A 13,626-nucleotide genomic window follows, 5' to 3' on the forward strand; every position below is an offset into this window, starting at 1 on the left:
TGAATTGATGATCTTTCCGGCTGCAAAGCCTTCATTTTTATCATCAATCCTTTGCGAACTTTGCGTCCTCTTTGCGAACTTTGCATGAAGTCTTCTCTTCGTATCTTTCGATCCCGATAGCTGCAATTGACAGGTTTCCCAGACTGGCTACAATCGCTCAACTTCGTGAACTGACACCCTGACTGGTCGTTGACCCCCGAGTACCCTAGTGTCCGCAGAATCACCGAATCCGAATCCCGCCCCGGAACCCACCGCCAGCGAACATGCGGCCGTGCGTTTGGAGAAACTCCACAAGATCGAAGCCCTCGGCATCGACCCTTGGGGGGGCCGGTTTGACGGCCATCAACCCATCGGGACGATTCGGGAACTGGAGGCCCTGCCGTTCGACGACACGAAGCCGGACGCCAACCCGAAGGTGATTGCCGCCGGGCGGATTGTCCAGCGGCGGGATCAGGGAAAGCTCTTCTTCCTCGACATTTGGGATCACACCGGCCGTGTGCAGGTGATGCTCGGCCAGAAGCAGATTGGCGACCTCGGCTGGCAGCTGGCTAACCTGCTTGACCTCGGCGACCTGATCGGCGTCGAAGGGGCGTTCGGGAAGACCCGTCGGGGCGAATTGTCGATCCGGGCGACCAAGCTCACGATTCTCTCGAAGTCGCTGGAACCGCATCCGACCGTCCACTTTGGGATGGAGGACATCGAGTATCGCCTGCGGCATCGCTATCTCGACTTGGTTCACTCGCCGGACACGCTGACGCGGGCCAAGCAACGGGTGAAGATCATCCGCACGATGCGGAACTATCTGGATGGCCTCGACTTCATGGAAGTCGAAACACCGACGTTGCATGCCATCGCCGGGGGAGCGGCCGCGAGGCCGTTCGAGACGCATCACAACGCCCTTGATATCCCGCTGTTTCTGCGGATCGCCCTTGAATTGCATCTAAAGCGTCTGCTCGTCGGCGGGATGGAAAAGGTTTACGAAATCGGCCGGGTGTTTCGGAACGAGGGGATCAGCCACAAGCACAATCCCGAGTTCACGATGATGGAACTCTATCAGGCTTACGGCGATTACCGCTCGATGATGGACCTGACCGAAGGGTTGATCGTCGCCTGCGTGGACGCCATCGGCGGCGGCCGTGTGCGGCCGTGGGCCGACAAGACGGTCGATTACTCCCCGCCGTTCCAACGGGCCAGATACGCGGATTTGGTGAAAGAACACGCCGGTTGCGACATGCACGACCCGGCGGCCGTGATCGAAGCGGCCAAGAAGTTCCACCTGCCGACGGCCGGGAAGGAACACGATGTGATCGTGAATTCCTTGTTTGAGCATTGCGTGGAAGACAAACTAGTCGGCCCGGTGTTCGTGCACGATTACCCGGCGGCCATCTGCCCGCTGACGAAACGACAGCGCGGTGACGCCCGGATGGCCGAGCGGTTCGAGTTGTATGTCCACGGGATGGAACTGGCGAACGCTTACACCGAACTGAACGACCCGCTGACGCAGGAAGAAACCTTCAAGCGGCAACTGGTGGGGATGAAGGACGAAGACTCGATGGCCAAGATGGACCACGACTTCATCCGTGCCCAACGCCACGGCATGCCCCCCGCCGGTGGCCTGGGCATCGGCATCGACCGATTGGTGATGCTGCTGACAAACACGCAGACGATCCGGGATGTGATCTTGTTCCCGCTATTGCGGCCGGAATGACGTGTTAAGGGTTTAGGAGTCGCCTTCGGCGACAGGGTTTAGGGTTTAGGAGTCGCCTTCGGCGACAGGGTTTAGGGTTTAGGGTCTAGGGTTTGGCAGACACAAGATTACCAAGCGAGGGAGAGGGCTGCCCCCATTGGTATCGTAGCCAAACCCTAAACCCTAAACCCTAAACCCTGTCGCCGAAGGCGACACTCAAAGGTGGCCGAAAGGAATCAGCCCCCATGTACAAGGTCTTGCTTTGCTGGAAATATCTCCGGACGCGGTTTCTCGCGTTTGTTTGCATCGTCAGCGTGATGCTTGGGGTGGCCACGCTCGTCGTTGTCAACAGCGTCATGGCCGGGTTCAGCAACAAGCTGAAGGACCGCTTCCACGGCCTCCTCTCTGATGTGATCGTCGAATCCCCCAGCTACAACGGTTTCCCGCTCGAAACCGATGACATGATGGAGCGGATTCGCAATTCCTCCGTCGCCGAATATATCGAAGCGATGTCCCCGACCATCGAAGTCTTCGGGATGCTTAGTTACGAAGTGGGGCCAAACCGCGAACAGGTGACCATTCCCGTCAACATCGTGGGGACCGACCCCAAAACACGTTCGCTAGTCGGCGGGTTCGGGAAGTATTTCAAACAAGACGAGCGCTCAGCCAATCCCTCGTTTGATCTCACGCCCGAGGCGATGAACCGCTGGTCTTATTTCAACCCCATGCTGCCGCCGCCACGGTTGCCGCAAAACCCGGATGATCCACCCGCTATCGCCCCGCCGCCGGCCGAGCCGCAATCGCCCGTCGGGGCCATCCCCGGATTTGGCATCACCCATTATCGGCATACCAACCCCAAAACCGGGAAGGTGGAAGACAAGCCGATCCTGCTGCCGGGCGACACCATCAAACTGATGACCGTCGGGGCGGGCAAGAAGAATCTAGAGCCGGTGTTTTCCAGTTTCGCCGTCGCGGACTCGATCCGCACGGAAATGACCGAATACGATTCGCGGTATGTGTATGTGCCCATTGATTACCTGCAACGTCTCCGGGCGATGGGGAACCACGTTACGCACATTCAAATCCGGCTGAAAGATTATTCAAAGGCCCCGTTAGTGGTGGCTGAATTGCGGAAGCTCTTTCCGCAGGAATATTTCTTTCAGGTTAACACATGGGAGGACAAACAAACCTCCCTGTTGAAGGCGATCAACATCGAACGCGGATTGCTGAATCTGCTGCTGTTCATGATCGTCGGCGTGGCCGGGTTTTGCATCCTCGCCATCTTCTCGATGATCGTGCGGGAAAAAACCCGGGACATCGGCATCCTCAAATCGCTCGGCGCCTCCGACCGGGGGATTTTGCAAATCTTCCTCGGATACGGGTTGCTGCTCGGCGTCTTTGGCGCCGGTTTCGGCACGGCCTTGGGCCTGTTAATCACGATTTTCATCAATCCCATCGAGCATTTCCTGTTTGCGATGACGGGGGTGGGTTTCAGCCCGGATGTGTATTACTTCGACCAGATTCCGACGAAGATCGAACCGATGACCGTGCTTTTGGTCAACGTCGGGGCAATCTCGATTGCGGTGGCGTTCAGCGTGTGGCCCGCCATCCGGGCCGCGTGGTTGAAGCCGGTGCAAGCGTTGCGGTATGAGTGAGATGCTAAGGCTGGCAGCTGTCGGTTCTAACTTCGACCGCATTAACCGTTGGTGGGAAACAGGCTCATGATCTCCGTGCAGAATCTTCGCAAAACCTACCGTCGGCATGCCAACGTCGTCGAAGTCCTCAAGGGCATTGACCTCGTCATTGAGAGCGGGGAATTCCTTGCGGTTGTCGGCGCTTCGGGTTCGGGAAAGTCTACGCTGATGCATGTGATGGGCACGCTTGACCAACCCGATTCCGGCATGGTCATGCTTGGGCCGCGTCGCATCGACAACTTGGGCCGTTCGGAGCAAAACCGGCTTCGCAACGGCACTTTCGGCTTCATTTTCCAGTTTTACCACCTGCTGCCGGAACTTACGACGTTGCAAAACGTGATGATGCCCGCCCTTGTCGGAGCCGGAGTCTTTAACTGGATGGGGCGAAAACGAGAAGCCGTGCGAAACGCCACGGAAATGCTCGAACGGGTAGGGTTGGGCCATCGTTTGCACCACAAGCCCCGCGAACTCTCCGGGGGAGAGATGCAACGCACGGCCATTGCCCGCGCGCTGGTCGCCAAGCCGAAGATTTTGTTCGCCGACGAACCGACCGGAAATCTCGACACGGACAGCGGCAAGGACATTGTCGAACTGCTCAAGTCCGTCAACCGGGATCAAGGCGTGACGATCCTGATGGTGACGCATAACCTAGAGTTGGTGCGACAAACCGACCGCGTCGTCCGGATGACGTCCGGCCGGCTCGGCGAGCTACCCGTGGAGCGTGCTGTTCTCGCGGAATGCTGAAAGTCTGTCGCCTCTCCCGAGTGGAACGAAAGGCGACTCATGACGCGGGTTTATATCAACGGCGAATTTTTCGACAAAGCGGACGCCAAAGTCAGTGTGTACGATCACGGCCTCCTCTATGGCGACGGTGTTTTCGAGGGCATCCGCGTCTATTCCGGCAAGGTTTTCAAACACCCGGAACACATCGCCCGGCTGTTCGAGTCGGCCAAACATATCACTCTTGAAATCCCCATGTCTCCGGCCGAGGTCCAGAAGGCCGTCGAGGACACGGTAAAAATCAACAACAAGGTGGACGGCTACATCCGGTTGGTGGTCACGCGCGGGCCGGGCAACCTGGGGCTGGACCCGCGAGGTTGCAAGCCGAACGTCATCGTGATCGTGGACGACATCAGCTTGTATCCGAAAGAATTGTACGACAGCGGCATGAGGATCGTCACGGCCTCGCTGATCCGCAACCATCCGAACGCCCTGAATCCGCGGATCAAGTCGCTGAATTATCTGAATAACATTCTGGCAAAGATTGAGGCCATCCGGGCGGGTTGCTTCGAGGCCCTGATGCTCAACCACAAGGGCGAAGTGGCCGAATGCACCGGCGACAACGTCTTCATTGTCAAAAACGGTGTGTTGAAGACTCCGCCGACAGACGCCGGCATTCTTGAAGGGATCACCCGCGATGTGGTGATGCAACTGGCCCGCGAAGCCAAGATCCCGCTGCAAGAATGCACGATGACCCGCCATGACATCTACGCCGCCGACGAGTGCTTCCTGACCGGATCGGCCGCCGAGGTGATTGCCGTCACCGATTGCGACGGCCGTATTATCGGCACCGGCAAACCCGGCCCGATCACGAACAAATTACGTGAGGCGTTTATGAAGGTGGCTCGGGCGTAAACAGGTTTCTTGTCGCTCACTTGAACAAAACGTGATCGTTCAAGTGAGTGACAAAAAGAGAAGTGAATTGATCCGTAGACTCAAACCCGCCAACGCCATTCAAGACCGCCCGGCAATGTGAACGCGGCGAATTCCAAATGAATCACCCGTCGATGGCAAGGTTCGGAGGCCGAACTTGACGCATGGAGGAGCAGCGGGCGAAATCCCAAGATGGACCCCGCCTCGGCCACGCCAACCTCTGGTTCTCGGTCAGTGACACATTTCTCAATCGACGCAGGCGAAAGAATCCCTATGGAGTGGGAGTTTGGAATTAGGCGAAGAGGCCCGTTGTTCGGTCCGCAATCGTCCAAATGAATGCGCACGGCAAGCATGTGCGTCAGCAAAATCTCGGGAGCCTGGACATGATGCACATTAGCCTTGATTGACCAAGGACCAAATCCTTCAACCTCATGCTTTTCCCTGACGGCAACAGTCAAATCCTGATGCCACGGCACTCGCCAGTTCGCATCGACAGACTTGTCAAAGAAAAGACCTCTCACGGCGAAACAATCCAACCCGAGAACGGAAGAGGCCGCCTCACGAACAGGAGTTGAACGGGCGAGTTCGCAAACCCAAGGCAGATCCAAGAGGTTTCGCATCCCGCCCCGCAGGTGAGTATTAGATTCTGTCGCCAATGATGTGATGATGGAACACAAAGTGGCCGGTTCAATAACCGGCCCGGTCATGGCCCATCCTTTCAAGTGGATGGAAGCGGCAAATGATTTGGCCCAATTCATTCTTGGCGCCTTCAAAATACGACGATCATGTGGTGATTATCGGATTTTGTCGGCCGCACGGAAAAGAGTGGCCTCGCCAAAAATGATCTGAGACAAAGCCACCCGTGGGGCGAGCCGTCTCTTGAACAGAATCTCAGCCGTTCCCCAAAGCCGAATTGACCATTGCTTCGGGGGGCATAAAAAATGGCAGACATCCCGGCTCGGTGGTGTAACTGGCAGCCACGCAGGTCTTAGAAGCCTGTGCCGCAAGGCGTGCGGGTTCGATTCCCGCCCGAGCCACTTTGATTGATTACTTTTTGACTTCCGTTTTGGCCTTCACATCGACCACTTCGGTTCCCAACAGGGTTCCGGCTTTCTTCGACACAAAATTCGCAATCAACCCGTTCGTTTCGCATCCCGAGGCGATGGAGACGATCTTGCCCCCCTTGGCGATCAAGAAGTTCGTCGGCATGGCCTTGGTTTGAAACGTCGTCCAGCTTTCACCCTTCGGGTCAACCGCATACATCATTCCCAGTTTCTTCTCGGCGGCGTATTTTTCCATCTTAGCGTCCGGTTCCTTGAACACATACAGACTCACCAGACCAGCGCCTTTGTAGGCTTCGTCCAATTTCTGGAAATAAGCCAGTTCCTTGTCGCAACCGGAACAACCGCAGGTCAGACGGACGAGCACCGGCCCCTTGGCCGTCAACTCGGCGAGATCGATCAACTTGCCGGAGGCATCCTTGATCTTGAAAGCGGGGGCGGGTTGGCCGATTTCGACCTTGGCGGGCGGGGTTGGCTCGGCGGCGGTTGCAAAGGCGGGTAGGGCGGCAAGCAACAAGGCGGCGACAATGCGATTCACAAGACACCTCGGAACGGGTGGGGTGGGATAGGCCAGCAAGGCGAGAGTCAGATCTTAACACAGGCAGAAATGGCTTGCCAGCGAAAATGATTTCAAAAATTCCCTCGCCAAGATCATCAAAGTGCGTTATGGGACATCCGACTCGCCTTGTCGGGGATCACCTTCATGCGCCGCCGTATCGTGACGCTCGTGGCCGGGCTGGCAATATTTTGCCTTCCCGCAGGCGCTCACGCGCAGACGCGGCTCGAACAGATTTACAATCACATGCATCCGGGGCCGAACTTCCGGTTCCCGGATAATCCCCGTGACAACAACACTTACAACAATCTCTGGAACCAAGTCCAGGGGCCGGCGGCCGACACGGCCCTGATCGGATTGGCCACCGGGCTTGGCGTCATAGCGACGGTTCCCTTCTGGCTGCCGAGCGCGATCTTTGACGAAGATAATCTCTTGTTTCCGAAATACCCCTATGCGTATCCGACGGCCGGCCTCGTCCGGCAGGCGAATTGCAAACCGGAGAACAACGTCGGTGATTATTGGGACAACGCCCTGATTACCAAGGGCTGGTCTGTGCGGGCCTCCGTGGACACCGGGAGCAACTTCGACGACCTAAGCCGGATTGGCGGGCAGGTCTTTCTTGACACGAATTTTTACCGCCTTGGCGTGATGACCAATTGGAATTGGTACCGCGAGTACAACCCGTTTGGGAAGGCCCCAACAGCCTTGATGTCCGATGTGAACCTCACCTATCGGCTCACGCAAAGCGAATGGTTGCAAATGCACGTCGGGGCCGGGATGCGGATGTGGAGTTCGCTGGGAGATTTTTCCGGCGGGTTCAACGCCTTCTATCGTGGCGATCTGTTCCCCGGCGAACCGGTGAACCTGTCGACGATTTACGAACTCGGCAATCTCGACCAGTCCTTCATCATGCACTTCCGCACGCAAATCGGCATGAACTGGCGGCAGGGAGAAATCTATCTCGGCTATGACTGGACCCGTTTTGCCGGGGTGACGCTTCAAGGTCCGCTGGTCGGCATTCGGGTCTGGTTCTGATCCACCTTCCTCAAAACCACAGTCGCAAACCGATCGTCGGACCTTGCAAGTCCACACGGGAAATATGCGTCCAGTCGTAGCCAAGAAACACTTCGCCGTGTCTCCAAATAAACCCGATGTTCGCGTGAAGGTGCGTGAATAGCAATTTGTCCAGATTGCCTGCCTCTCCGATCATGGTGATGTGCAGTGGTTTGAGAGGAAAGAAATCCGCTCGGTAAAGGAAGTTCACGCCGCCGTGAGTCTCGTCGAAGGAGTTCCACATCCGGCCGCCAAAACCCACATGCAAGAACATGCTGTTGTTTTGCACAGCCCGGAAGGTGACGTTGGCGTCAGTCATCAAAGCATCGGCCGTCGAACCTTGAGCGGTTTCCCGGTAATAATTCACATGGCTAAGAAAGCCGAGCCGGTAGTAGTTGGTGTCCAGGAACAATTCTCCCCCAAGGCGGTTGACCCCGGCAAAATCATTCCCAACCTCCAGAGAGCTTCGCAGGGACCATTCCTTCACGCACAGCGGATTGTCCCAATACTGATTGTTTTCAAGACGGCCCTTCGGGCAGTATCCCAAGACGGAGCAGTTTTCCTCTTCTCGCATGTACGGATATGCCGGCCAGCGGCAATCGACGTTGTAACCGGAATCGAACAGTGTCGCCGGAACCCAGACGGGAGAAGTGACCACGACGCCGATCAGGGCGAGCGTGTAAAACGCATCGTCACCGGTTCCCAGCCAGCGAAAATCGCTCAGCGTGTTCGATGGCGGGGCCGGGGGTTTGGGGAACACTTCTTGGTGAAATAACCCGTGGATGCGTTGAAGCGATGTCTGGGCCGCCGCTTGGTCTGGCAGGCCAATGATCCCCGCCAATGCGAGGATGGCCGCCACGAAAGATCTTCGTTTGAACAGGGAGGGAAACGGCATGAACAAACCGCTCACGAAACGAGGGCCGGTTGCGAGTGTTCCGGTAAATAGCGTGGAGCGGGGGAGTTGTCGAGGTCAGATCATCGGGCGGGCGTTCCCGTGATGGTTATTTGCCAATCGTGACCACCAGCGTGGCGTAAAGCCGTTCTTCGTCGTATTTCTTGCCGTCAACTTCGCCGACGGTGGCCTCGGCATGTTTGGTTTGCGCGCCGTATTGACCGGCTTTCTCGAAGAACTCTGTGTGGCCGGTTTCGTCCGTTGCGACGGTCTTTGCTTTTTCCTCTCCCGGAATCAGCACGCTCACTTCGGCCTTGGCCAATGGCTGGCCTTTGTGAGTGACCAAAAAGCGAATTTTGGCGCCATCTTTCACTGGTGAGATTTCCAGCGGCACGGCCTTCCCGGCCATCACGCCCGCCCCGTTGGACCAGTCGCCGAAAATCGCCTTCGGGTAATACTTCAACAGGAACGGTTTTGCGTCACCTCGTTGCAACACCCCGTAATTGATTGACCCGGCCACCACGCGGGCATTCCCGCCGGGAACCTCGATCCGGTAGAGGTTGGCCTTCTTGTCGAGGGTCATGGCGATGTCTTCGGCCTTGCCATCGGTCACAAGTTGGAGCTTGAGATTCGCCAGCCGTTCGACCGTGACTTTTTCGTCGGCCTTCAAATTGTCGCTAAACACCACCCGGCCTTTGTTTGGCCCTTCGGGGACGACATAGGCGAAATGAGCGGAAGCGGCCGGGATGGAAAACGCGAGAACGAGGAGTGAACAGAAACGCATGGTGTAACTCCTTGGATGCGAAGAGACCAGCCATCTCACGCCAGCTTGCTTTGGTCGAGAAAAACTTGAAAATCCGAGTGAATCCGGCGTCGCACCAGATACTCGTCCTCGTCCAGCCAGCGACGGGCCGAACCGCTGTCCGCCAGATTGTCGTGGATCAATGATCGCACGATTTCTTCTACGATGTCCAGATGCAACCGGGAAAAGTGCGAGGCCGTCGTATAAGTATTTGGCAACTTTTCCAAGTGTTGGAACAGTTCCTCAATTCGGTTCAAGGCGTCATGAATCGGCCCGTGTGCGGAAGCCGAAATATAGGCTTGCACGATCCGTGTGATATTCTTGAAAACGATTCGCTTGTCTTTCGGCTCTTTCGCGTTGCCGTAAATCGTCGAGCGGGCCTCGTCCAAAATTGGCCTGGCCTGGTCGAATGCCCCGAAAAACTGCCAGCCTTCCGCGAGATTCAACAGCGCGCACAAGAGGTCCGGCCATGAGGCTCCGGCGGTGCGACGGATGTAATCAAGCGGTTTGCCGCCGAGCAGTGAATCGGCGATCTGCTTCAGAAACCGGTCAATTTCATCACGCAGGCCAAGCCGCCGCAGATTGCGAATGCCTTCCCCGGCAATGCGATTGATCGCGTCGTATTGGGCTTGCGGCGTCTTTTGACGTTTCACAAAATCGAGGAACGAGTCGAAGAGTCCCCGCACCAAGTCCGTTCGGTTGAAGTGACCGGCGACATGGATTGCCCGTTCCAAAATCTGGCATTGGGTCATCGCCAAGGTGACAGCCTGTTCGCCACGCTGGCTCTCGGCCATCAACACCGGCACTTTGGTGAGCAGTTCCACGGCCAGCGACTCACCAGCCCGCGCGGCATGCGGAAGCACCCCGGCATAGACGGCCAACCGGCCTTCCGGGGTGGTGGCCGATCTGGTCAGTTTGCGGATTGCTTCTTCGAGGCGTGTCTGATCTTTCACATTGGCGAGATCGGCGATGGCCCGCAAAAGCTCCATGCTCTTGCCGTACCAAGTCGCGTAGGCCCGAGTTTTTTGATCCGGCTCAAGGGTCCAGTATTCCTCCCGCATCCGGTCCACGACATACTTGAGGCTGGGCAGGTTGTTCCGGCCGTCATCCATCTTCGCCAACCGGTTCATCATGTCGTCCGGCAAGGGACCGGCGTGCGTCTCCCCCTTGATGGCGTTTTCAATCCGCCAGCAGAAGGCTTTGCCAAGGAATTCATGGACTTGGTCCGGAGAACCTTTCGCCTTGTCTGCCAGCAATTGCGAGCGGGCGGTATTCATCAGATCGCGGGCGGTCGTGATCTCGCCCAACTTGGCAAAGCCGAAGGCGAACATCAGTTCCACATAAGGGCGGTTTACCTTCACGTCGTCGTGGTGATGCCACTTTTCGACGAGGCGAAACAGCCGCATGGCCCGTTCCCGCAGGCCGCGCATCCGTTCGCCGGATTGTTCGCCGCCGGCGCGTAGGAAATAGGGCAAGTCCCGTTCTTTGTTTAAGCCTTCCGTAAACAGTCGGCTTAGCAACCGGTCCCGAACGCGGGCGAGGGCCAGCACGTCCGCCGAGCCATCGGCGGCTTTCGACAGGGCGTGCCACGCCAGCCAGACGGTGCGCGCCCCCAACACGCCTTCGTGTTGTTCAAGGAAAGCCCGGATGGCCGGAAGCCGGTCGGTGAGGGAGGCTGGCAGCAGGTCAAGTCCGCAGGCGTAAATGGTTCGCACCGCCAGCGCCCGCACTTGCTGGCCGCTTGGCGAATTGCCGCTTAGCACAAGGTCGAATTCGATGTCCGTCGGAATTTTACGGGCATCGCGGTCTTCGCTGCGGAGCCACGCCCACACCATGTCGGTGTTGTCGGCGGTTTCTTCCCAGAGGGCGTTTGTCCAGCAGATGGCCGATTCGGTCAGGTCATTGAGGGAGGCGTTTAGCCTGGCCAGCTCCGGCCAGAGTCTCACTCGTTCGTCCGCGTCGAGCGGCCCGGTGACGGCGAGAAAATCCTGCTCCATCTGTTCGCGTTTCACCCGCAGTTCGCTCGGAGCCGCCGGTAGTTCGGATGGCCGGTCCAGACTGCTGGCAAACGAACTGGCCGAGGAGGGGCCGTTTAGGGCGTCCTTGGTTTCTTCAATTCCGGGAGACTTGTTGCCGTCTTTGCGGCCTTTGCCCTTCTTGTTCGGTGGCGGAGCATCTTTCGGCGGTTCGACATTTTCCTCTTTGCAGAGGAACGATTCAAAGTCGAACTGAGTGGCCCGAACCCAACTAGCGAGGGCCTCGCGGTCATGGTCGATGACGTAATCGATCCAGTCTTCCAGCGGCCGGAAGGCGGTGTCCGGCAATGTTTCCGGCGTGAAGTCGTTCGTGGCGGTCGGCATCAGCCAGACGACTTGAGCCGGGTCTTCGGCGAGGAGTTTCCGCACGGCCTCCCGGCGCAGCGTCGGCATCAGCCGTTTGCCGACGGGGAGGAACAGGTTCGGCAACTTCCAGAACGGCTTGAAACCGATGGCGTTGTCGAGCGGCAACGCGGGAGGTTGCAACTTGGATGGCCGGGTTTTCAAAACGATGGTGGGCGGGCCGTTTTCGTTGCTGGCAATGGCGAAGGCGAGTCGTTGCATCAGGCGGTCGTCCGCGTTCCGCACGAGGGCGTCCAATTGATTGACGGCATCCTCGGTGACGACCCAAAAATCCGGCAGGTCGGCGGCGTTGCCCGGCACAAGCCGCAGGGGAACGACCAGTTTACCTTTTAGAGTGGATTCCTGCCATTCCACCGGATTTTCCGGCAGCACCACGTCGAGTGCTTCGTAGATGTCCGCATAGGGGGCGTCGTCCGTCACAGTCCAGCCCCGCCCGGCCCGCATCAGGATGTGTTGTCCGGCGGGGGGCTTCAACTGGCCAAGCAGAGGATGGGTGTGCCCGTATTGAATCCACAAGCCGGGCGAGCTTTCGGAATAGGCCACGATGGTGGACGGAGCCACCCGGTCGATGGCCCGGAGCAACGTGTAATACGGCGGGCCAAGCACTTTCAGAAGCACGCGAGAAGCCGATCCGTCGGCATCGGCCATTGTGCGGAAACTCTGACGGTCGTTGCCCAACCGGAGCATCTCGTTGACGAGTTCCGGAAATTCCTCCGGGGACATCTCGAAGAGAATCGGCGTGTTGGAACCCAATTCCGGTGTGTGCTGGCTCTTGGTGGTCGGGAGCAGTTGCGCCCAACAAAGAAATGTTTCCGGCGTGCCGGAATAGTGTTCTTTCGCCGTGGTGACGCCAAGTTTTTTGAGGTTCGCCACGACGGTTTTGGAGGGTGAACCCTGTGGCGATTGAACCGACAGACGATCAGCCGAGAAAACGGCCTCGACGGGCGCGCCGGCCATCTCGGGCGGGATTTGCCCGCCGCCCAACGCCAGTCGAAGAGTCTCGAAATTTGGAAACAGGAACATCATCGTGTGATCACGGGGTCAGCCGGCCCTCGAAATCCTTTCCGAACGGACACCTAATCAGGTTGAAAGGCTCACGCCCGCCCTTTTCAGGTTAGCGAAACCTTGCGGTCGCTCCAAGCGGTGTTATGGACCGGGAACGGCCTGAACGGACGGACAGATATTGGAGAGAATCGGGAAAAGGAAGGATTCGGATTCAGATGGGATGCCGCCAGGCCAGGATGGGGCCATCAAAACAAGAGCCGGATGCCTGATGGCATCCGGCCCGGAGAGTTGATCCGTTGACCGCAATTACGCGGCGTTCTTTTTCTTGGCCCCGGCAGCGCCGCCGATCACTTCCTTGATCTTGGTGAACTCTTCCAGCGTCAGGTAGCCATCTTTGTTCGTGTCCAACGCCTTGAACCAAGCGGCCCGTTGCTGGGCGAGATTATTCGATTGGTTCTTCTTGGGCTTCTTGGCCTTGTTCCCATTTTTGGGCTTCTTGGCCTTGTTGGCGGGCTTCTTGACGACAGGCTTTTTGACAACGGGCTTTGCGGCCACCGTCGTGGAAATTTGAAACTTCGCGGCCTTGTTGGCTTTGTTGGCCTTCTTGACGTTTTTAGCCCCGGCGGCGGCTTGGAGACCGTTGAAGGAGTCAAATTCCTTAACGCTCACTTTGTTGTCTTTGTTCACATCCAACTTGGCGAAAAGAAGAGCGAGATCCGGCCCTTGGTCAACTTTGGGCTTCTTTTTGTTGTTTTTGGCGGCTTCGACGTTTGAGGTGACAGCCAGACAACACAAAGCGGCAACGATCATCAAGCGGCTCATGA

At 57.6% G+C, this 13,626-nt stretch carries 11 protein-coding genes and 1 tRNA gene; 6 read left to right on the forward strand and 6 right to left on the reverse strand.

Annotated features, from left to right (window positions below; translation table 11 throughout):
* The first annotated feature begins 208 nt into the window (after nt 1–208).
* The 4 genes from lysS (at nt 209) to ilvE (ending at nt 5,016) form a co-directional block, all read left to right on the forward strand.
* Nucleotides 209–1,708: a lysine--tRNA ligase gene (lysS, locus tag BGIM_RS0102490; protein ID WP_020468222.1), complete on the forward strand. Its 1,500-nt coding sequence runs from the start codon at nt 209–211 to the stop codon at nt 1,706–1,708.
* Nucleotides 1,709–1,932: 224 nt separating this feature from the next.
* Nucleotides 1,933–3,342, forward strand: coding sequence for an ABC transporter permease (locus tag BGIM_RS0102495; protein ID WP_020468223.1), 1,410 nt, complete (start codon nt 1,933–1,935; stop codon nt 3,340–3,342).
* A 66-nt stretch (nt 3,343–3,408) separates the two neighbouring features.
* Nucleotides 3,409–4,125 (forward strand): ABC transporter ATP-binding protein, encoded by a 717-nt coding sequence (locus tag BGIM_RS48375; RefSeq protein ID WP_020468224.1) that lies wholly within the window; start codon nt 3,409–3,411, stop codon nt 4,123–4,125.
* Nucleotides 4,126–4,164: 39 nt separating this feature from the next.
* The gene (gene ilvE, locus BGIM_RS0102505; protein ID WP_020468225.1) at nt 4,165–5,016 is read left to right on the forward strand and encodes a branched-chain-amino-acid transaminase; all 852 of its coding nucleotides are present in this window, start codon (nt 4,165–4,167) and stop codon (nt 5,014–5,016) included.
* Between the two features lie 80 nt (nt 5,017–5,096).
* On the opposite strand, the gene BGIM_RS68145 is transcribed toward ilvE, so the two are convergent.
* A complete protein-coding gene (locus BGIM_RS68145) occupies nt 5,097–5,792 on the reverse strand; it encodes a phytanoyl-CoA dioxygenase family protein (RefSeq protein ID WP_020468226.1) in 696 nt (231 codons plus the stop codon).
* Nucleotides 5,793–5,989: 197 nt separating this feature from the next.
* Between BGIM_RS68145 and BGIM_RS0102515 the strand changes: the two genes are divergently transcribed.
* A tRNA-Leu gene (locus BGIM_RS0102515) sits at nt 5,990–6,071 on the forward strand.
* Nucleotides 6,072–6,081: 10 nt separating this feature from the next.
* Here the strand turns inward: BGIM_RS0102515 and BGIM_RS0102520 are convergent.
* Entirely contained in the window at nt 6,082–6,633 is a 552-nt protein-coding gene (locus tag BGIM_RS0102520) for a peroxiredoxin family protein (RefSeq protein WP_020468227.1), read from the reverse strand.
* 165 nt (nt 6,634–6,798) lie between these two features.
* Between BGIM_RS0102520 and BGIM_RS0102525 the strand changes: the two genes are divergently transcribed.
* Entirely contained in the window at nt 6,799–7,686 is an 888-nt protein-coding gene (locus tag BGIM_RS0102525) for a hypothetical protein (RefSeq protein ID WP_020468228.1), read from the forward strand.
* Nucleotides 7,687–7,696: 10 nt separating this feature from the next.
* On the opposite strand, the gene BGIM_RS0102530 is transcribed toward BGIM_RS0102525, so the two are convergent.
* The 4 genes from BGIM_RS0102530 to BGIM_RS0102545 form a co-directional block, all read right to left on the reverse strand.
* Nucleotides 7,697–8,563, reverse strand: coding sequence for a hypothetical protein (locus BGIM_RS0102530; protein ID WP_157368570.1), 867 nt, complete (start codon nt 8,561–8,563; stop codon nt 7,697–7,699).
* A gap of 142 nt (nt 8,564–8,705) precedes the next feature.
* On the reverse strand, nt 8,706–9,380 hold the full coding sequence (locus BGIM_RS0102535; RefSeq protein ID WP_020468230.1) for a DUF4198 domain-containing protein: 675 nt from the start codon (nt 9,378–9,380) through the stop codon (nt 8,706–8,708).
* A gap of 35 nt (nt 9,381–9,415) precedes the next feature.
* Complete coding sequence (locus BGIM_RS0102540) at nt 9,416–12,823, reverse strand: hypothetical protein (protein ID WP_020468231.1); 3,408 nt, start codon at nt 12,821–12,823, stop codon at nt 9,416–9,418.
* A 285-nt stretch (nt 12,824–13,108) separates the two neighbouring features.
* Entirely contained in the window at nt 13,109–13,624 is a 516-nt protein-coding gene (locus BGIM_RS0102545) for an EF-hand domain-containing protein (protein ID WP_020468232.1), read from the reverse strand.
* Nucleotides 13,625–13,626 lie beyond the last annotated feature (2 nt).

Source organism: Zavarzinella formosa DSM 19928 (assembly GCF_000255705.1).
Lineage (GTDB): Bacteria > Planctomycetota > Planctomycetia > Gemmatales > Gemmataceae > Zavarzinella > Zavarzinella formosa.

Excerpts from the sequence above, each read along its gene's own strand:
- BGIM_RS0102525 (WP_020468228.1), top strand. The coding sequence starts at position 6,799 with ATGCGCCGCCGTATCGTGACGCTCGTGGCCGGGCTGGCAATATTTTGC.
- BGIM_RS0102535 (WP_020468230.1), bottom strand. The coding sequence starts at position 9,380 with ATGCGTTTCTGTTCACTCCTCGTTCTCGCGTTTTCCATCCCGGCCGCT.
- BGIM_RS0102545 (WP_020468232.1), bottom strand. The coding sequence starts at position 13,624 with ATGAGCCGCTTGATGATCGTTGCCGCTTTGTGTTGTCTGGCTGTCACC.
- ilvE (WP_020468225.1), top strand. The coding sequence starts at position 4,165 with ATGACGCGGGTTTATATCAACGGCGAATTTTTCGACAAAGCGGACGCC.
- BGIM_RS68145 (WP_020468226.1), bottom strand. The coding sequence starts at position 5,792 with ATGAATTGGGCCAAATCATTTGCCGCTTCCATCCACTTGAAAGGATGG.
- BGIM_RS0102495 (WP_020468223.1), top strand. The coding sequence starts at position 1,933 with ATGTACAAGGTCTTGCTTTGCTGGAAATATCTCCGGACGCGGTTTCTC.
- BGIM_RS48375 (WP_020468224.1), top strand. The coding sequence starts at position 3,409 with ATGATCTCCGTGCAGAATCTTCGCAAAACCTACCGTCGGCATGCCAAC.
- BGIM_RS0102540 (WP_020468231.1), bottom strand. The coding sequence starts at position 12,823 with ATGATGTTCCTGTTTCCAAATTTCGAGACTCTTCGACTGGCGTTGGGC.